Consider the following 20,194-nt stretch of genomic DNA (forward strand, 5'->3'; position numbering starts at 1 on the left):
CAAGGGTATTTATAGTGTTTTATTATGCAAATCACGATGCTTAAAGCGAAATTACATAGAGCCACGGTGACTCATTCAGAATTGGGTTATGAGGGTTCTTGTGCGATTGACAGCAATATTCTCGACTTGTCTGGTATCAGGGAATACGAGCAGATACAGATTTACAATATCAACAATGGTGCGCGTTTTACAACTTATGCCATTCGTGCCGAAGCAGGATCGGGGTTGTTTTCAGTTAATGGTGCGGCTGCCCGTCTGGCGTGTCCCGGTGACCTGATTATTGTTTGCGCATTTGCAATATTGGATCAAAAGGAAGCGGAAAATCATAAGCCTACCCTGATTTATTTTAATGAAAAGAACCAGGTTCAGCGTTCGGCCAGTTCCATTCCCGTTCAGGCTGCCTCTGCCTGATTGCCTGTATTGGAGGCTGTTTTTGAGCATTCCCGGATTAGCGCGGGCAATGTCTTGAATGAATAAGTAGAATTATCAACAGGGTAGGGTTTTTTCACTGGAAATCTGCATAGCTCTCAGTATGCATGGGGGCTCGGATATTGTCCTGATGGCAGGCATATTGAAAAGCTTGTGTTGCTCTACCTCCTGCATCCATGCTCACGCCCCTTGCCTACATAATCCACATGAATGTGGTGAATGCAGATATTGCATAACGCCATGGATGGCGTGTAGTAGAGTAATGCAGGGGCGTAATTACCGAGGAGCAAGTATCTGCCGCTGCAGCAAAACTGCCGCTAAAAAGCGGCAGTAATAATAGAGCTGTTAAGTCCGCGGCTAAAAAACGGTTTACATGCCTCTTTTTGAAGCAGCAGCATAATGCTTGCTGGCTTTACGCACTTTCAGAAACGTTAATTTCATTACTAACGTCAGTCAACGTTATGCTTTGTTCTACTTGAGTAAGCACTTTTTGCAGACCTATTTTCTTTGCACTGTTAATAACCAGCGGAGATTTAATGGAGCCTTTAACGGTGGGCTGATCGGATTCGTCTTTAAGCAGAATGATCAAGATAAGTGCGTCGGCGGTATCTTCAATTCCCAATGTGGCTTCTTCTGCATCGCTTAATAAAAAGTTGTAATTGATATTGAACATAGACGGCTGAGCAACTGAAAAGATAAGAGATTCATCATCTAATGATTGAAGCCAGAAAATGAGGGGATTGCCGCCTTCCTGATGAAATAGCTTGAAACGGGTTTGATCTTCAAAGCCTGGGATTCCGTTAGGGAAGCTAATGATAGTGCTGGGGTCAATGGTTTGTTCGCCGAAAAAACTTGATTTAATTTCCATGATGGACTCTGGTAAATGTAAAGTAAATATATAGTCTAAAGCTATCAGTATAGCAATGCTAGCTTGTGATGAACTGTTTACCAGGATTTCACCCAGTCGCCAACCTTGACGCCCAGTTCACGGGCGGGGACTTCCAAACTGCCTATAGAGTAACGCGGAGTGATAGTGTGGATGGTCAGTACGCCGGCCGGTTGCTTGTCTTTACCTATAAAACCGAGGCCGCCATCAAGATTTAAGTCATCCCCGCCCGTACTATAAACCACTAGCTGATCCCCGACATTAATTTTTTCCTGCGCACCCGCATTAATAAACACTTTATTATCCTTGATTTCAACAATACGGGTTGTAAAGGGGTAGCAACTTAATGTCCTGCGAATATCAGTGCTTGCCTGATCTATAATTCGGGCTATTTTTGCACCGGTTGAGGTGGAGTTAAAACGCTCGCTCCCTACCGTATAAGTTGCGGGGATCCATACGTCGCCGATGACGGTATCAACATAACGCTGTTGGAACAGTAATGCGCCGGTAAATCCGTCATGTACATAAGCATCAATTCCAATGCCGCGTCTGGCTACAACTTCGCGGGCCAAGCTTCTGGCGAATGCCAAAGGTCCTGCGCCGCTCATGTATTCGGTGGATTCGACTTCCAAATCCCTAATCACGCCCGATAGCACGAATTGCACACCGTTTGACGCGGCTATTTGCATCACTTTTGAGGGGCGGTAAGCCGCTTGGTCTTGTGATTCCGGGGCCAAGTCGGCTCTCGGATATAAATTGATATTGGTGGCGTTGGTACCGATAAAATCGCCGGATTCGATTAAAAGATTATTAAGCTCGCGTGGAATGCCGCTATATAAATCCTGTGTTTCATAACCGGTTACCTGCTCTTGCTTAACTAAAGGGAAGGCTGTTGCGATAATGCGTTTGCGATGGTGGGCGGTACAGGAATTGTCGGCGGATAACTCCACCATGGCTACAACATGATAAACGTTATCGGTAGTCCATTCCTTGATGATTTTAGTATTGCTCACGTCAGCAGCGGTGCGCATGGAAACGGTATCGAGCGAAACGTTATTTTGGCTGACCAAAGTCTGGCTGTGAATATTAACGGACGATTGCAGGGATGCCTGACGGATGGCATCCTGCAATGCTTGTTTTTTAGCTAATAGGGGCATGCCTTTGTTAATGGCCGCCTGACCTTCAACGGTGACAGTATTAGCACGCGCCTGAGGTTGGACATTGGCACAGGACAGGCCTAGTAAAATTACCGATACCAAGATGCATTTGAATAATATTTTTGCCATTGACTAAACCGGTTTGTTGCGGTGAGTAATTACCAGCCGTCATTAAACGCTATTTAAGACAATTTTCAAAGCGAGTGTTTGTGGCGTAACCGTTTTATAAACCGCTCAGGAATACAAAAAAGTTACGCCTCCAATAACTTGGTTTTGGTCGGATTATTTCCGATTAAATCCCTTGGTATTAGGATAGCTGTAACAATCTATGGCATTACATCCTGGATTAATGCTCGATACCTTGGGTGGGTTTTGGTCAAAACTGGGCGCCGGACTTTCCGGGTTTTGTTGGAGACACTGGTTAATCAATTCGCTTGAACCGTTGATACATTCATAGAATCTCGGTGTCAAATCAAGCTCTACAACCGTTTCAAAAGTATCATCTCCCGCGTAGATGTCGCTGCCGATAGGTGAGGTTCTTTTTACTCTTGCTCCGCGCAAATAGGCATTAAGATAAACCTGGTAACTGTCATGAGTGACTTGCATATTTTCGACAGCAGTCTGGCCGCGCAATTGAATGCCGTTAAGCTGCTCGGCCAAACTTCTGTAAGCATCCATTTTAGATGCCCTCATGGCCATTAATTTAATTTGCGAGCGCGAATACCGATCGCTTTTTTCGACGGTGCCATAGCCTATGGCGCTTATAGTTTTATGCGGCAGAAATACAGTCGGCGGCGCTTTGGCAGTCGTGCAAGCGGTCATCAATAAGCTGACGACTAACCCCGCTATCGTCAGGGATGGTGTGCGTGTCGCAAGCTTGCCTGGAACGGGCGTGGCGAATGCGGGTTTTAAATATTTAATGTTCACGGTACTTACTCCTGTGTCGGTTTTTCAATATAGCGGCTGATAAGCCCATTTCTTAAGTTTTTTAGCGTGCTATTTTTGTTACAGGATATGACCGCATTGCATCTCAAGCCTGTTCTCCTGTATCCTGCACCGCATGCAAATAAATCTGATTTCAGTAGGGAATCGTATGCCGGGTTGGGTTCAGCAGGGCTACGATGAATATGCCAAACGGCTGCCCCGTGAATGCGAATTGGTGCTTAAGGAAATTGCGCCGGGCAAACGGACCAAAAACAGCGATGTCGCCAGGATTGTCAAAGAGGAAGGAGAACGGATGATCGCGGCTATTCCGCAAAGCACGCATATCGTAACCCTGGACATCCCCGGCAAACCCTGGACGACGCCCGAATTGGCGGAAGCGATGCAGCGCTGGCTGGAAAGCGGGCAGCATGTCTCGTTGTTGATCGGCGGGCCGGAAGGTCTGGCGGATTCGGTCAAACAACTGGCGCGGGAATCATGGAGTTTATCGAAACTGACCTTTCCCCATCCGCTGGTGCGTATCGTTGTCGCCGAACAGCTTTATCGTGCCTGGAGCATTCTCCACAACCATCCTTATCATCGCTAATGACTGCACAGATTATTCTTGCCTCAGCCTCTCCTCGCCGACAGGAATTATTGGATCAGATTAAGGTTGCTTATAGAGTCAATCCGGTCGATCTTGACGAGACGCCTTTGCCCAATGAAACGCCGCTGGACTATGTGCAGCGACTGGCCGCCGAGAAGTCGGCGGCATGCCTCGCGCAATTGGGCGACAGCTTGCCGGTTCTGGCCGCGGATACCGCCGTGGTTTTGGGCGAGCTGATTATGGGAAAACCCAAAGACCGGGAGGATGCGCTTGCCATGTTAAGACAGTTGTCCGGTAAAATGCACCGGGTTTATAGCGCGATTTCGCTCAGGGGCCGGGAACATGGTCAAGCGGTCAGTATTACCGAGGTGACTTTCAGAGCGCTGACGGAATGCGAAATAGCGGCCTACTGGCAAAGCGGCGAACCGGTCGATAAAGCCGGGAGTTATGCAATTCAAGGCATGGGCGGCGTATTTGTAGAGTCGATAAGCGGCAGTTTTTCCGGCGTAGTCGGTTTGCCGTTGTTTGAAACTGCGGATCTTTTATCCAGGCAAGGTATCGAGTTTTTCAAATGAGTGAAGAAATTTTAATCAATGTTACCCCGCCAGAGACGCGCGTTGCGGTTATTGAAAACGGCGTCCTGCAGGAATTGATCATTGAAAGAACCCGGCAGCGGGGCTTGGTGGGTAACATTTATAAAGGTGAAGTGTGCAGGGTTCTGCCCGGTATGCAGGCGGCTTTCGTCGATATTGGCCTGCCCAGGGCGGCGTTTTTACATCTTTCCGACTTGTGCGCCAAGGATCTGGAAAAAAAAGCTTCGGAAAACATTGAGCATTACCTGCATGAGGGTCAGCATATTATCGTGCAGGTGGTCAAAGATCCTTTGGGCAGCAAAGGCGCACGCTTAACCACGGAAATATCGATTCCGTCGCGGTTTCAGGTCTACATGCCTTACGCGCACAATTCCGGCGTATCCCAGCGGATTGAATGCGAGACCGAGCGCGTCCGGTTAAGAACTTGCCTTGACACTTTCAGGCTGGAGAATAAATGCGGCGGCTTTATCGCAAGAACCGCGGCAGAATGCGTGGATGAAACGGTATTGATTGCCGATATGACGTTTTTGCTGAAATTGTGGGAGTCAATAGCCGCCAAAATTGCCGGAGCCAAGCCCAAGCAGTTTATCCACAAGGATTTGCCGCTGAGCATCAGAACCTTGAGGGACTTGTATCGGGAAGGCATAGAAAGAGTCCGGGTGGATTCAAGGGAGACCTATCATCGCCTGGTTGAATTTGCGGAGATTTTTGCGCCGGAAATCGTGCCGGTTATCGAACATTACACCGGCGAGTGCCCGGTATTCGATATTTACAGCGTCGAAGATGAAATCCAAAAAGCGCTGGAGCGCAAAGTCAACCTGAAATCGGGCGGGCATCTGGTGTTCGATCAGACCGAATCAATGACCACAGTTGACGTGAATACCGGCGGCTATGTCGGCGGCCGTAACCTCGAAGAGACTATATTTAAAACCAACCTTGAAGCGGCGCAAACCATTTCCAGACAGCTCAGGCTCCGAAACCTCGGCGGCATCATTATTATCGATTTTATCGATATGCAAAGCGAGGATCATAAAAAACAGGTTTTGCAGGCGTTCGAGCGGCATCTTGAAAAAGACCACGCGAAAACCAACATTACTGAAGTATCGGTGCTGGGGTTGGTGGAAATGACCCGCAAAAGAACCCGTGAAAGTCTGGAACATATACTTTGCGAACCTTGTAGCGCCTGCGGCGGTCGAGGCGTTTTGAAGACCGCAGAATCCATGTGCCTGGAAATATTTCGGGAGATTATTCGTGAAGTTCGGCAGTACAAAGTTAAGAAGATACTGGTTCTGGCATCCAATGAAGTTGTGGAGATGCTGCTTGATGAGGAAGCGGATATGCTGGCTGAACTGGAAGTCTTCTTGAGCGTACGCATCAAGTTCAGGGCCGAGGCTGAATACAATCAGGAGCAGTATGATGTGGTGTTGCTTTAAGGCGCAGGGCAGTATGTGCGACAAAATACAATAGAACGTAGATGAATATGATGAGTGTGGATAATCAGGCAATTAAGGCACATGCACAAAATAACTTGAGCAAGTTGCCAATAGCCGGAGTGCAGGCTTCGCCTGCAAACGCAAGCAAAGCTTGCACTCCCGCTGAAAACTTACGGCGCGGGTTGTTCAAGTTATTTCATGCTTATTCCTAAGCGGGGCGAGATTTGTAAAACCCGCCTCTAACGTTTAAACGATAACAATGCGCTTAAGCAACGCAAAACGTTTCGGCCGTAGCTGTGCTCCGTCCGTCTTGGGATTATTTAATCCAGCATCCTGAAAATCTTATTTAACATAGTTATCAGCGTTCCATTTTTCGATCTTGAATTGTTAGTCATGAATCTTTCGCCTTTCGTCCTTCGCCTTTAGCCTTATCTTTAATGATCCATCATATTACGCGTGCAACGCGGCATCTCATTTTCTGGTCTTTGATCGCGGCAGCTATCGGCTTGACTGGCGTACGCTTGCTCTTGTCGGGGATTGAGCACTATAAGTCCGATTTGGCGACCAGTATCAGCGCACTTGTCGGCACGCCGGTAACAATAGGCCGTCTGGGCGCAAAAATGCGCGGATTTAATCCTGAACTGATATTAAAAGACATTGCTGTTTCATCCCAGGCTGCCCCAGTCCATCCCCCTTCGGGCGCTACACAGGCAAATCCGCTCCAGGCGGATTTATCATCCGCCGCACCCACCGGGAACGAAGAGCCCGCTATCCAGTTTAATGAGATACGGTTGGGCATTAACTTACTGGATATGCTGGTCAGAAGGGATTTATTGTCATCGTCATGGGTCACTTTGGTGGGGGCCAAGCTTGCCATTAAACGGCAACAGGACGGCAGCATCGTTATTGTCGGTTTAAAAGCCAGTGGTGGACAGCCGCAGTGGTTATTGCAGGGTGGGAAATACGAAGTCTTGCAAAGCGAAATTATCTGGCAGGATGAAGCAAGCCGTGCTCGACCGTTGTTGTTTAATGGGGTGGATCTGGCGATCAGCAATCAGGGCGAGCATCATCGGCTCAATATGCTGATGAAGTTGCCGAAAAGAGTCGGCAACGCATTAAGAGTATCCATGGATTTTAAAGGCAACGTTTTTGAGCCTTCAACTATTGAGGGTCGCGTTTATATAGAGGGACAAGCCGTTTTATTGCCTGAATTGGCCGCGCTCGGGCAAGCTTCAGTCGGGGATCGAATACATATCAATGCCGGCACCGGCGACTTTAAAATCTGGGGCGATTGGCGGCAAGCGCAGCTGACGTCAATGGATGTTGCGGCACAAATTCAACAGATGACGCTGGTTCGGCAGGATAAGCGGGAATTTTCTGTTAAACAGCTGAAAACCCGCCTTCACTGGGGACTCAATGACGCAGGCAAGCAATGGCAACTCGATGTAAACGACTTTTCACTGGAAACTCAGGATAATCCCAAAGATGTCGTTAAAAAATGGCCTGCCGCCGTATTCAGCGTTTCCGGGCAGCGCAGGGATGATGCTGCTTTGCATAAATTAGCGCTGTATGTTGAACGAGTGGACTTGCAGGAAGCGTCCGAGCTGGCGCAGTTCTTTGCCCCCTTGCCGGATGAACAGGCTAACACCCTGGCGCAAGCCCGGTTACAAGGAACGCTGGAGAATTTCTCCTTGTTCGCCGATCCTGATACAAAGTCGGTTGCCCTGAACGGCAGGTTTGCCAAAATCGGTGTTGCGTCGTTGTTGTCAGTTCCCGGCATAGAGAATTTGACCGGCCAAATAAAGGGTAGTGAAAAACAGGGCGTTATTACGCTTGCGACTAAAGATGCCCGGCTGATAGCGCCGGATCTGTTCCGCGAAATTTTGCCGGTCAATCGTCTTCAAGGCACGCTCGACTGGCAGCAGGCGGATGATGCCTGGTCTGTATCCAGCCCCATGATTGAACTGGATTCCTTGAGTTTTCAGAGCAAAACCCGGTTTCGGATCGATATTCCCAAAACAGGTAAACCCGTTTTTATGGATCTGCAAAGCGCATTTGCCGGCGAAGACGCAAGCGAGGTCAAACATTATTTGCCGGTGGGCATTATGGAGAAAGGTGTCGTTGCCTGGCTGGATAGCGCCTTTGTTGGCGGTAGCATGACCAACGGCGGCTTGTTGGTTTACGGTAACCTGAACGATTTTCCGTTTAACAGTGCGCCGGGCGTTTTTGAAGCGGTATTTAACGGCGAGCAGTTTGATTTGTCATACGCTCCCGAATGGCCTCACATTACCGGTATGAATGCCGAGGTCATGTTTTCGCAGGACAGTCTCAAGGTTAATGTCCTGCAAGGGCAATCCGGTAACGTGATCATTAAGCAAGCCGAAGTTACTATTCCGAAGTTGAATAAAAGCAAGCACTTGCTGATTCAGGGCGAGGCTGAAAGCGGCATTGACCAGGTTTTGGCCTTTATGCAGCAGACGCCGCTGAGCTCGCCGGTGGATTCGCTGCTGGAAGCCATTACCCCGCAAGGAAATACCCTGGTAACGCTGGATCTTAAAATCCCCTTGGTTGACGGCGCGCCAACCAAGGTCGATGGCATGGCGCAGTTGAAAGATGCCCGATTGATGGTGAAGTCGCTGGATCTGCCGGTCAGCAAAATTAACGGCGAACTCAAATTCAATGAGCAGGGCGTTTATAGCGACACCATCCGTGCCGCGGCCTTGGGTCATCCGATACAAATCAACATTAAAAGTTCGGAGAGTCAAACCACCGTCAACGTCGAGGGTAGCGCCGGGGTTAGCGACCTACAGGCGCAATTTGACATGCCTTGGTGGAAAATCGCTTCCGGGACAACAGATTATCAGTTAAAACTGGAGCTGCCTCACGGAAATATTGCTCCGGAGCTTGTCGTCGAGTCGATGCTGTCCGGCGTGTCACTCGATTTGCCTGAGTCATTGGCTAAGACGCGGGAACAAAAAATACCTTTGTCGTTGACGTTTAGCTTAGGCGATAAACAGTTATTACCGCTGATGCTAAATTACGACAATAAACTGAAAGCGGCTATTCAGTTGGATACCAGGCAGAAGACTCTCTATTCAGGGCATGTCCTGGTGGGGACCGGTGAGGTCGCCCAGACTCAGGAAGCAGGATTAAAGCTGGAGATCAATCGTGAGCGGTTGGCATTGCAAGACTGGTTGGGCTTGGCTGCTGCCCAAGGCGCGGGAGATGGTGTCAGGGAACTGAAGATTCACAGCGATCATGCGTTGTGGAAGAAAACCGATATAGGTCTTTTCGATCTGGCCTTGAAGCATAATGACAGCTATTGGACCGGGGCTATAGCCGGATCATTCGCAAAGGGAAAAATCCGGATTCCTGTTGATTTTACTAATCCGCCGGGAGCGGATTTGCACGCGCAGCGCCCGAAGGGGGACGGGCAGGGACAGTCCGGCATGACAAGCACAGACAGAATCAATCTGGATATGGAACTATTGGATCTTTCGGCATTAAAGCAAATAGGGGCAAAACAGGCTTCGCCTCTCCAGGCGGTATCGCCGGAGCTTATGCCTTTATTGACGGTCACCAGTCAAAAAACGCTGTGGCAGTCGATCGATTTGGGCCGGTTGTCATTGGAAACCGAGCGTATACCGGGCGGCATGGGTTTTAAGAACGTTGAGCTGTCGGGAGAAAACCAAAAGCTGGTTTTGTCGGGCGACTGGCAAGCAAACGGAGGGCAAGCGGTCACACATACCCAAGGCCATCTGGACGTGCCTCGTGCCGGGCAAATGCTGGCACAGCTGGGCATTACCAAAGACCTGACCGAAACCAGCGCAGCCGTTGATTTTACCGTTGAGTGGAACGCGGCGCCGTATCAATTTTCGTTGGCGGATTTGAAAGGCCGGCTGGATATTAAGCTCAAAAACGGACGTATTTTAAGTATAGAACCCGGATTCGGCCGGGTGCTGGGAATGCTGGCGCTGGCTCAGTGGATAAAGCGCGCGCAGCTTGATTTCAGCGATATTTATGCAGAAGGATTGACGTTTAACAGCATCAAGGGGCATTTTGATTTGGCTGGCGGAATCGCATCAACTCATGATTTAGTTGTCGATGCCGTCCCTGCAAAAATTGCTATCAGCGGGGACACCAATCTGGTAAGTCAAACGGTTGACCATATTATTGATGTCACACCTAAAAGTGCCGATGCAGTGCCTATTGCTGGTACAATTATGGGTAAAGTAGCGGCCTTGGTTGGGCGGTCTTTGACAGGTAAAGACCAGGAAGGGTTTTTCTTTGGTTCCCAATATCTGGTAAAAGGTGCGTGGGGAAATGCAGAAATTATTCCGATGCATAAAAACGATGGATTGTTACAGAAAACCTGGAACGGCATTACCGACTTTCCATGGCTACGGCAAGAAGAAACTACGCAGCAGTTAGAAAAATAGAACGCGGATGATTAAGATTAAATAAGATTTTCATCGAATACTCTGCGATGATCATATTCATCTGCGTTCCATTGTATTCGGTGGCTGAGTGGTTATAAATTAAAGAGAGAACAATATGAGTAGATGTGCGGCCATACAAATGGCATCGAGTCCCAATATCAGCGCTAACTTGCTGGAAGCCGACAAGCTGATAGCGGAAGCGGTTAAAGCGGGCGCAAAACTGGTGGCTTTGCCGGAGAATTTTGCCCTGATGGGCGATCATGAACTGGACAAAATCAAGGCAAAGGAAGTCGACGGTTCAGGGCCTATCCAGAATTTTTTGGCGTCGGTCGCTAAAAAATACGGCGTCTGGGTGGTTGGCGGCACCATTCCGATAGTCGGCGACGACAGCAATAAAGTACGGGCGGCTTGTCTGGTTTATAACGACCAGGGCGAACGGGTTGCACGCTACGATAAAGTGCATTTGTTCGATGTCAGCGTTCCGGGCAGCAATGACGTTTACCGCGAATCCGACTCTATTGAAGCGGGCGCTGACATGTTGGTGATTGACACGCCTTTCGGCAGGCTGGGCGTCGCGGTCTGTTACGATCTGCGCTTTCCCGAGTTTTTCCGTAAGATGGACATGGAAATACTGGTCATTCCGTCAGCATTTACCGCAGAAACAGGAGCCGCTCACTGGGAGTTGCTGCTGCGTGCGCGTGCCGTGGAAAACCTGTGTTATGTGGTTGCGCCGAATCAGGGCGGTTTTCATCTTAATGGCCGTAAAACGTTCGGGCACAGCATGGTTATCGATCCGTGGGGTGTGGTGCTGGATTGCTATAAAACCGGCGGCGGCTTTGTCTCCGCTGAAATAGATCTGGAGCGTCTGGAAAAAGTGCGGGGCGCATTTCCGGCGTTGAACCATCGTCGTTTTTTTTGAGGAAACTATGCGCGTAATAGTTAAAAGTTTATTGTTGACCGGTTTTCTGGTTTCCTGCGGAACCACGGAAGAAAATCGTTACCGCAACACCGAAGCCCTTGAGCGTCCGCCAATTGTGACTAACAGCAGTCCGACCAAGGAGCAGCGCGTTGTCGACAGCAGCTCTATTCCGAAGAAAAAAGACCGTACTGGCTTAGGCTCGGATGTTTACCTGAGTACGCCGACGCAGCTGGTGATCAAGCAGTCTTTTGGTGACGCGTGGAACACCTTAAACCGGGCGTTGAAGCAAAGCGGCATCAAAATAACCGATCATGAACGTGATAAGGGGCTTTTTTATGTCACTCAGGATACAACGGATACCAACAGTTTTTTTGCAAAAGCGACTGCTTTTTTAAGCGATGATGCGGCCATCTATCTGCTGACCGTAAAACAAGAAGGCGAAGAAACAAGGGTGACTGCGACTGTAGCCAATGCGGCCGAACAAAGCAGCGCGACTCAGGATGGTACGCCGCCTCCGTCTGCCGAAGGTGCGGAAGACCTGTTGCAATTATTGTTCAAGACCTTGCGCGATAAGCTGGAAGAAGAATGATGAAGGCGCAGGGCAAAGGGCTAAAGGCGAAAGAACGTCGTTTTGCACCTTTGGCCCTTTGCCTTTTACTTTAAACCTCTATTATTGATTTTTTGATGGAAATACTAAACCTTGCACGACAAGCTATCTTAATACCGGCCGGTATTCAGGATGGCGATATTGAAAAGATTATGAACCGGTTGCTCAGCTCGCCGGTTGATGCGGCGGATATTTACTTTCAATCCAGCCATTTCGAATCTTGGGTCATGGAAGGCGGCATCATTAAAGAAGGCAGCCATAATATCGAGCAGGGCGCTGGGGTGCGTGCGGTATTCGGCGAAAAAACCGGCTTTGCCTACAGCGACCGGATTGAGCTGCCGGTGCTGTTGGAGGCGGCTAATAATGTTAAAGCTATCGTCCGACAAGGGCAGGATGCAGATCCTTCGCATTGCAAGGTCACCACAAAAGCCGCGGCTTGGACGAACTATTACGCTACGCAAAATCCGTTAAAATCGCTGGAAGACCAGCAGAAAATCGATTTATTGCGTCGTGTAGACAGCGAAACGCGCAAACTGGACAGCCGGATTGAAGAAGTTATCGTCAGCCTGGTCGGGGTTCATGAGCATATTCTGGTGGCCAGGCAAGACGGTTCTTTGGTTGCCGATGTGCGGCCTTTGGTGCGGATGAATGTCGCCGTCATCGTCGAGCAAAACGGTCAGCGCGAACAGGGCAGCATGGGCGGCGGCGGGCGTAGCGATTACAGCTATTTTATCGATGGAGATACTGCGTTAGCATACGGCCGCGAAGCCGTAAGACAGGCGCTGGTTAATCTGGAAGCCGTCGAAGCCCCGGCCGGTAATATGACTGTCGTATTGGGCTCGGGTTGGCCGGGCATTTTACTGCATGAGGCCATCGGTCACGGTCTGGAAGGCGACTTTAACCGCAAAGGCACCTCGGCATTCAGCGGTCGCGTCGGCGAGCGGGTGGCGTCCGATTTATGCACCGTAGTCGATGACGGCACCTTGCCGGGACGGCGCGGTTCGTTAAGCATCGATGATGAAGGCACGCCGACGGAACTTACCGTATTGATCGAAAACGGCATACTCAAAGGCTACATGCAGGACCAGCTCAATGCCCGGCTAATGGGCGTTAATTCCACAGGCAACGGGCGGCGCGAATCCTACGCGCATCTGCCGATGCCGCGCATGACCAACACCTATATGTTGCCGGGACAGCATGATCCCGAAGAAATCATAAAATCGGTAAAAAAAGGCCTGTATGCCAAAAACTTCGGCGGCGGGCAGGTCGATATTACCTCGGGCAAGTTTGTGTTTTCCGCCAGCGAAGCCTATCTGATCGAAAACGGCAAAATAACCCGTGCCGTCAAAGGCGCGACGCTGATCGGCAACGGGCCGGAGGTGTTAACCAAGGTGTCTATGGTCGGCACCGATCTGGCGCTGGATAGCGGCGTAGGCTCCTGCGGCAAGGACGGTCAAAGCGTGCCGGTCGGCGTCGGGCAGCCTACGTTGAAGATTGATGGGTTGACGGTTGGCGGGACGAGTGTTTAGGTGTAATTGATGTCAAAGTTAGGAAAGCATAAAAGCCGAACTTTCGCTTCATGAAAAAATACTTTTTGCAGCAGTAGCTATCATGATTACTTTAGTCGGCTGGACGGCAGCAAACTATCTTGTCGTTAAAAGCTGGTTGTTATTTATGGCGTTGCTGGCCATAGTTGGCATCAGTATATTTATTGTTTACCAGTATCGCATTATCAAAAAATTGATAAAGGAGTTAATCGATGTTTAATACTATTATCATGTTTTTAATTGCTACAGTTTTTGTAGCTTTAATCAGTTATTTTGCCTGGGATTCTTATCAAGATTTCAAGGATCACGAATCAAAATAGTGCGTCATTTCTTTTTGCAGATAGAGCCGTGAAAATTAAATATTTTGAAGATACGGATACGGCATTGCTGGAGTTTGTAGGTTGGATTAGCGTAGCGTAACCCAACAATCGGAATGACTTATGTCGGGTTACGCTACGCTAACCCGACCTACACAGAATTAGAGAAAATAGTGCAAAATCACGAACAAATCAACCGCTTGAAAAACACCGTTCAGTCCATATTGGACGAGGCCGCAAAGCAAGGTGCCAGTGCCGCAGAAGCGGGCTTGAGCCAGGAAAACGGCTTGTCCGTATCGGTGCGTCTGGGCGATGTCGAAACCATTGAGCATCATTGCGATCAGGGGCTGGGCGTGACCGTTTATTTTGGCAAGCGCAAAGGTTCTGCCAGCACCACGGATTTGTCGCCCGCTTCGATCAAGGAAACGGTCAGTGCGGCATGCAGCATCGCCCGTTACACCAGCGAAGACGAGTATTCAGGACTGCCGGAAAAAGAATTGTTGGCTACCGAATTTCCCGACCTTGATCTTAATCATCCGTGGGATATTGGTGTTGACGGGGCTATTGCCTTGGCCATTGAATGCGAAGATGCGGCACGGTCTTATCATGAGGAAATCACCAATTCCGAAGGCGCGTCGGTTGATACGCATCAGGGCATCCGGGTGATGGGCAATACGCTGGGCTTTCTTCAAGGCTATGCCTCAACCCGCCATTCTTTGAGCTGTTCGGTATTGGCGCAACGCGGCGACAGCATGCAGCGCGATTACTGGTACACCGTGGCAAGAAATGCGCGCGATTTGGAATCCGCAGTCAGCGTGGGCAACAAAGCGGCCGAGCGGACGCTTCGGCGTTTGCAGGCCCGCAGCCTCAGCACGCGGCAGTGTCCGGTGCTGTATTGCGCGGAAACCGCTTCCGGTTTGCTAAGTTCGTTTATCGGCGCAATCAGCGGCGGTAATTTGTATCGCAAATCGTCATTTTTGCTGGATGCATTGGATACCCGAGTTTTTCCTGAATTTGTCCGTATCCATGAGCAGCCCTACCTCAAAGGCGCTTTGGGCAGTGGGGCGTATGACGGTGAAGGTGTCGCCACCCAAACTCGCGATATCGTCAGCGACGGTATTTTGCGCGGCTATGTGTTGAGCACCTATTCCGCCCGCAAGCTGGGAATGCGCAGTACAGGCAATGCCGGTGGTGTACATAATTTAACGATTGATCCGGGCAAACTTGATTATCAGGGCCTGTTAAAAGAACTGAATACCGGTTTGTTGGTCACCGAACTGATGGGGCAGGGCGTCAATATGGTAACCGGCGATTATTCGCGTGGCGCTGCCGGATTCTGGGTGGAAAACGGCGAAATCCAGTATCCGGTTGAGGAAATCACCATTGCCGGTAATTTGAAAGACATGCTTAAAAACATCGTTGCCGTGGGCAATGACGTCGATTATCGCGGCAATATCCGTACCGGCTCCATACTGGTTGAGCGGATGTCGATTGCCGGGGAATAAGTGGATCAATTCACCGCGAAGACACGAAGCTCACCTTATTTTTCTTCGTGAACTTCGTGTCTTCGCGGTGAGATGTCTTATATCATAAGCTTTTAACAATATCTTCGATCAACTGCGGGCCGCGATAAATAAGCCCGCTGTATATCTGCACCAGACTCGCTCCGGCTGTTAATTTTTCCTGTGCATCGTTCGCAGTTAAAATCCCGCCTGCCGCAATAATAGGAATCTTGCCATTCAGTTCCGCCGCCAATCCACGCACGACCAACGTAGACTTTTCCTTAACCGGCGCGCCGCTCAATCCGCCAGCTTCATCGGCCAGCGGATGCCCGGCAATCAGGTCGCGGGCAATGGTGGTGTTGGTTGCAATCACGCCGTCAATTTCAAACTCCAGCAACAGTTTGGCGATATGGATTATTTCATCGTCGGTCAGATCGGGCGCGATTTTCAGGGCTAAGGGCACGTATTTTCCGTGTTCCTGTTGCAGTTTCAGTTGTTCTTCTTTTAAGGCGGAAATCAGGCTTTTGATTTCATCGCCCTGCTGTAACTGGCGTAGATTATTGGTGTTCGGGGAGGAAATATTAATGGTGATGTAGCTGGCAGATGTATAGGCCTTGCGCAAACCGATCAAATAATCGTCCGCCGCATTCTCAATTGGTGTGTCGAAATTTTTGCCGATATTAATGCCCAGAATGCCGCAGTAACGGCTTTGTTTTACCTGAGTCAGCAGGTGGTCTATGCCCAGATTGTTAAAGCCCATGCGGTTGATGATCGCCTGATGCTCAGGCAGCCTGAACAAGCGCGGTTTCGGGTTGCCCGGTTGCGGGCGCGGCGTTACCGTGCCTATTTCGACAAAGCCGAAACCCAGTGCGGCCAGCGCATTAATATAATCGCCGTTTTTATCCAGGCCGGCGGCAAGTCCGACCGGGTTTTTAAAATCCAGTCCCATGACGTTGACAGGTTTGCGGTCAATTTCCGGGTAGATGAGTTTGGACAAGCCCGAAATATAGGCCGCGTTCAGCAGTTTAAGCGTCACTTCGTGAGCGGTTTCCGGATCCAGGGAAAATAACAGGGGGCGTAGTAACGGATAAAGATTCATAAATGTGGCTAATAGAAGTTCATGTAGTGGAGGCTACCGGCCGGCCGCCCATTAAAATCAGTGTGTGCTGTTGAGTTGATAAGGCTCCGGCGCTACCTGTGTCGTGCGCTGCAAAACAAGATCGACCAGCAGTTGCGCCGATGCAGGCCCCATCGCCAAGCCGTTTCTAAAATGACCGGCATTAATGCATAAATTGTCGATTTCGGGATGTTTATCGATATACGGTATGCCGTGTTCAGTGCCCGGTCTTAATCCGGCCCAGTGTTTAATTAGCGGGCAGTCGTTAAGTGATGGTAACAGGTTTAGTGCAAATGCATTCAGCCGGTCTCGGGCTTGTGTCGTAGTTGTCTTATTAAAGTCATCCTGTTCTACCGTGCTGCCCGCCAGAATCTTACCGTCACGTCGTGGAATAAGATATTGATCGCCATCCAGTACCATGTAACTCAGTGTTTCCGGTTGGGCATCAAATAACAGCATTTGTCCTTTAACGGGCGCTATTTTCGGAGCATCGTCGATGGCTGCGGGAAAGCACTGCCGAAACAACTGACCGGTCCAGGCGCCCGCAGTGATAATCAACTGGTTGACCGCGAACTGACCGGATGAGGTTTGTATTGAGGTAATGCGGTTTTTAGTGAGGTTAATGGAGGTTAGCTCGCAATGTTCTAGTAGCGTAGCGCCTTTGTTAAGCAGGTCTTGTTTTAATGATTTAACCAGTCTTGGATTGCGCGCTTGGGCAATCTCGGGTAGCCAAAGCGGCTGGTCGGGGACTGTATTAAGCATGTTAAAAAAATCCGCACCGGCGGGCCGATATGAAATAGCGTTAGCATCGCACCAATTAACAGCCGCAGTAAGGTCTGGATTTTTAACGATCAGTAAACCGCAGGGATTCCATTCCGGGTCTATCAGGGTTTCGTCAGTTAGTTGCGAGGCCAAGGCGGGATAGAGTTTCAGGCTTTGTAGCACCAGGCGAGTGATGGCATCCGATTGTCGCCACGGGTAGAGCGGCAGCAAAATGCCGCCGCCCGCCCAGGATGACTCCTGGCCCAGCTCGTTTTTTTCAATAATCGTGACGGTAGCGCCAGCTTTAATAAACTCGCGGGCAGTTAACAGGCCGATAATGCCGCCGCCAATGATGGTAATATCCGGGGTGTTGGTCATGTGTGTTGGTAAAAAATCAGTGCAAAAAATAAATATTCTTGTTGGTGGGTAGGGCTAAACAGTTAATTATAACTACCGCGACTATGGTTGGTTTGTTATTAGTAAGCCGCCTGTTTGCTAACATTCACATAAATTATTGAAACCAATATATATGGTATATGGTTTTGGCTTGGTGCGTGAGTGGTGATTAAAAAATCGTTTGAACCAAGCGGGTAAGTCGCATTTTCTTAGCTTGGCGCGAATGTTGCCCTATTGCTCGGCTGTAAAGTCGTTTTATTTTACCGTAAAGAAGCGAGAAGAATCTTTAACTGTTGTTTGAATATATGGGTTGGAGAAATTGTTGTTTTTTGCATACAAGTAGATGTTTCGAATTAGGAGTATCTTTATAGTCATTGATAAATAAGGATTAATTAATATTAAAAAAATGGCGTTAAAACTTGTAGGGATTTAGTTTAGCTGCTACTATTATCACCGGAAGATGGGCTTTGTTGTATTAGAGCAAATTTTTATAAAATAACAACCTCATGAGGGGGATAAATGATCAATAAAACTAAACTAGCGCTGGGCATTGCGGCGGCAACATTAACAATGACCGGCGCATTGGTTTCTCCACAAGCGATGGCTGTCTCAAAAGCAGATCGCGTTGCAGAAGCGGCAAATAATAAAGTGGACGCATTGGAAGCTCAAATGCAGGCAATGCAGGCTGAATTAAGCAGATTAAGAGCGGAAACGAGCCGTCCTCGTTCTAGCGCAGACGCTAGTAAAGTTCAGGAACTGGATCAGTGGATGAACTCGGTTAAGAGTGCGCCTGTGAAGGTAGCAGAAAAAGACCACTTATTCTCTGTTCGTGGCGGCTGGATGCATTTCAATGATAATCGCGATGGTAATTCTGCTACTTTAGGTAATACTGGTCCTAATGCCACTACCTTCAGTGCTGATAGAGATGCCCATTATTATGGCGGCGCTATAGATTTCAATATGAACAATGATCTGTTCGGCTTGATGGATCATACCTCTTTCGGCATTGAATTCGGTGTTGAGTATGCGCAGTTAGGGCACAGTAAGCCTAATGGTTTGGGCGGACAGCAAGCTAATGTAAATCAGTTAAGAATTAATGCGTCACCCAAAATCAAATTTATGCACGGTAACAAATTCAGGCCGTGGTTGATTCCTGCCGGTTTAGACATCAACATTATCAGTCCGCCATCTCAAGCGATTACCGTGCTGAGCACAGGTATGCAGTTCGGTACTGGTGCAGAGTATGAAATACTGAAAGGTATTGTGATCGGTGCTGACGGTCGTTACCATAAAGCCTTTAATAGCGTCGACGGCGTTGACACTGACGGCTTTACATTGGGCGGTTCTGTCGGTTTCAAGTTCTAAGCTTAAATACTTAGAGACACCCGAAAAGGGTATAAAGGGAGGGTTTCAAACCCCTCCCTTTTTTTATGTTTGAAGAATTAAAAAGAGGTGCAAGGTAAGGGCTCAAGGTAAAATAGCATTTTTTCCGGTTCTTGCCTGGAAACAAATCAAATTTGACGCTACAAACCATGAAAACCCTTTATCCCGAAATTTTGCCTTATCAAACGTTTTTCCTGAAAACCGGCAGTAAACACGCTGTGTATGTGGAGCAAAGCGGCAACCCTGACGGCATTCCTGTTATTTTTCTGCACGGTGGACCGTGTTCCGGCACCAAGCCGGATCACCGGCGTTTTTTTAATCCCAAGCTTTATCGCATTATTCTGTTCGATCAGCGCGGCTGCGGCTTGTCGTTGCCTTTTGGCGAGCTGGAAAACAATACCACCCAGGATTTAATCGATGATATGGAGCGTATCCGTAATCAGCTGGTTATTGATCAATGGCTGGTATTTGGTGGTTCGTGGGGCGGAGCGCTGGCTTTATTGTATGCCCAGCAGCATAAAGATAAAGTAATGGGTTTGATTGTTCGCGCGGTATTTCTGGCGCGGCAGCAGGATTTGGACTGGTTTGCCAAGAATGGCGCAGGCAAGATTTATCCCGAGCAATGGCAGCGATTGATTGAAAGTATCCCGGAACAGGGGCGGGACAATCCGGTGCAAGGGCTGTGCGATGTATTATGGGGGGAAGACGAGATAGCGCAAAGACGGGCCGCCAAGGAGTGGATGACCTGGGGAGCGCAAGTATCATTAGGCAACGATTATCAGCCGAGTCCGAAAGACGCTCATGCGACGGAGAAAATGGTTAAACAGGTCTGTATGGAATTGCATTACGCCAGGCAACATTATTTTATTGGGGAAAACCAGATACTGGATAACTGCAGCGGTTTGGATGAAATTTCAACGGTTATTATTCATGGACGCCATGATTTTGTCTGCCCGATGGAAGCCGGTTACAGTCTGCGTAAGGTATTGCCGAATGCCGAATATATCGTATTACCGAATGCCGGGCATGTTGCTCAGGGCAAAGAAATGATTAATGCGTTGGTTGCAGCAACCGACAAGTTTGCAGAACAGCAATGACGATAATCAAAAATCGTCCTGAATTTGCATTCAGCTGCCCCATAAAGCCATAAATGCTTTATCATTAATACAAATTAATAAG

General features: G+C 48.9%; 17 protein-coding genes. 12 read left to right on the forward strand and 5 right to left on the reverse strand.

The window, feature by feature from the left end; all coding sequences use genetic code 11:
- The first annotated feature begins 24 nt into the window (after window positions 1-24).
- Complete coding sequence (panD, locus tag METTU_RS11860; protein WP_006891837.1) at window positions 25-411, forward strand: aspartate 1-decarboxylase; 387 nt, start codon at window positions 25-27, stop codon at window positions 409-411.
- A 430-nt stretch (window positions 412-841) separates the two neighbouring features.
- On the opposite strand, the gene fliW is transcribed toward panD, so the two are convergent.
- The 3 genes from fliW to METTU_RS11875 form a co-directional block, all read right to left on the reverse strand.
- Window positions 842-1,297, reverse strand: coding sequence for a flagellar assembly protein FliW (gene fliW / locus METTU_RS11865; protein WP_006891839.1), 456 nt, complete (start codon window positions 1,295-1,297; stop codon window positions 842-844).
- A 77-nt stretch (window positions 1,298-1,374) separates the two neighbouring features.
- Window positions 1,375-2,601: a flagellar assembly protein T N-terminal domain-containing protein gene (locus tag METTU_RS11870; protein ID WP_006891840.1), complete on the reverse strand. Its 1,227-nt coding sequence runs from the start codon at window positions 2,599-2,601 to the stop codon at window positions 1,375-1,377.
- Window positions 2,602-2,754: 153 nt separating this feature from the next.
- Entirely contained in the window at window positions 2,755-3,399 is a 645-nt protein-coding gene (locus METTU_RS11875) for an LPP20 family lipoprotein (protein WP_006891841.1), read from the reverse strand.
- Window positions 3,400-3,532: 133 nt separating this feature from the next.
- Here METTU_RS11875 and rlmH point away from each other — a divergent pair, with 133 nt between their 5' ends.
- From rlmH to pmbA, 9 genes are all read left to right on the forward strand, one after another.
- A complete protein-coding gene (gene rlmH, locus METTU_RS11880; protein ID WP_006891842.1) occupies window positions 3,533-4,000 on the forward strand; it encodes a 23S rRNA (pseudouridine(1915)-N(3))-methyltransferase RlmH in 468 nt (155 codons plus the stop codon).
- Window positions 4,000-4,575: a Maf family protein gene (locus tag METTU_RS11885; RefSeq protein WP_006891843.1), complete on the forward strand. Its 576-nt coding sequence runs from the start codon at window positions 4,000-4,002 to the stop codon at window positions 4,573-4,575. The genes rlmH and METTU_RS11885 overlap by 1 nt, the downstream gene beginning before the upstream one ends.
- The gene (gene rng / locus METTU_RS11890; RefSeq protein ID WP_006891844.1) at window positions 4,572-6,026 is read left to right on the forward strand and encodes a ribonuclease G; all 1,455 of its coding nucleotides are present in this window, start codon (window positions 4,572-4,574) and stop codon (window positions 6,024-6,026) included. The genes METTU_RS11885 and rng overlap by 4 nt, the downstream gene beginning before the upstream one ends.
- 437 nt (window positions 6,027-6,463) lie before the next feature.
- Entirely contained in the window at window positions 6,464-10,465 is a 4,002-nt protein-coding gene (locus METTU_RS11895) for a YhdP family protein (protein ID WP_006891846.1), read from the forward strand.
- A gap of 115 nt (window positions 10,466-10,580) precedes the next feature.
- Entirely contained in the window at window positions 10,581-11,384 is an 804-nt protein-coding gene (locus METTU_RS11900; RefSeq protein WP_006891847.1) for a carbon-nitrogen hydrolase family protein, read from the forward strand.
- Window positions 11,385-11,391: 7 nt separating this feature from the next.
- Window positions 11,392-11,973 carry an NlpB/DapX family lipoprotein gene (gene bamC, locus METTU_RS11905; protein ID WP_040579767.1) on the forward strand — a complete coding sequence of 194 codons (582 nt, stop codon included), beginning with the start codon at window positions 11,392-11,394 and terminating at the stop codon, window positions 11,971-11,973.
- Between the two features lie 95 nt (window positions 11,974-12,068).
- Window positions 12,069-13,520 (forward strand): metalloprotease TldD, encoded by a 1,452-nt coding sequence (tldD, locus tag METTU_RS11910; RefSeq protein ID WP_006891849.1) that lies wholly within the window; start codon window positions 12,069-12,071, stop codon window positions 13,518-13,520.
- A gap of 82 nt (window positions 13,521-13,602) precedes the next feature.
- On the forward strand, window positions 13,603-13,758 hold the full coding sequence (locus METTU_RS23660) for a hypothetical protein (RefSeq protein ID WP_006891851.1): 156 nt from the start codon (window positions 13,603-13,605) through the stop codon (window positions 13,756-13,758).
- Window positions 13,759-14,028: 270 nt separating this feature from the next.
- Complete coding sequence (gene pmbA / locus METTU_RS11915) at window positions 14,029-15,360, forward strand: metalloprotease PmbA (RefSeq protein WP_040579768.1); 1,332 nt, start codon at window positions 14,029-14,031, stop codon at window positions 15,358-15,360.
- Window positions 15,361-15,442: 82 nt separating this feature from the next.
- Here the strand turns inward: pmbA and METTU_RS11920 are convergent, their stop codons facing one another.
- Both METTU_RS11920 and thiO read right to left on the reverse strand, forming a co-directional pair.
- Window positions 15,443-16,456 carry a quinone-dependent dihydroorotate dehydrogenase gene (locus tag METTU_RS11920; RefSeq protein WP_006891858.1) on the reverse strand — a complete coding sequence of 338 codons (1,014 nt, stop codon included), beginning with the start codon at window positions 16,454-16,456 and terminating at the stop codon, window positions 15,443-15,445.
- A 57-nt stretch (window positions 16,457-16,513) separates the two neighbouring features.
- Window positions 16,514-17,614 (reverse strand): glycine oxidase ThiO, encoded by a 1,101-nt coding sequence (gene thiO, locus METTU_RS11925; RefSeq protein WP_006891859.1) that lies wholly within the window; start codon window positions 17,612-17,614, stop codon window positions 16,514-16,516.
- Between the two features lie 537 nt (window positions 17,615-18,151).
- On the opposite strand from thiO, the gene METTU_RS11930 reads away from it, so the two are divergent.
- The gene (locus METTU_RS11930) at window positions 18,152-18,997 is read left to right on the forward strand and encodes a putative outer membrane beta-barrel protein (RefSeq protein WP_006891861.1); all 846 of its coding nucleotides are present in this window, start codon (window positions 18,152-18,154) and stop codon (window positions 18,995-18,997) included.
- Window positions 18,998-19,164: 167 nt separating this feature from the next.
- Window positions 19,165-20,112, forward strand: coding sequence for a prolyl aminopeptidase (gene pip / locus METTU_RS11935; protein WP_006891862.1), 948 nt, complete (start codon window positions 19,165-19,167; stop codon window positions 20,110-20,112).
- Window positions 20,113-20,194 lie beyond the last annotated feature (82 nt).

It is taken from the genome of Methylobacter tundripaludum SV96 (assembly GCF_000190755.2).
Lineage (GTDB): Bacteria > Pseudomonadota > Gammaproteobacteria > Methylococcales > Methylomonadaceae > Methylobacter_A > Methylobacter_A tundripaludum.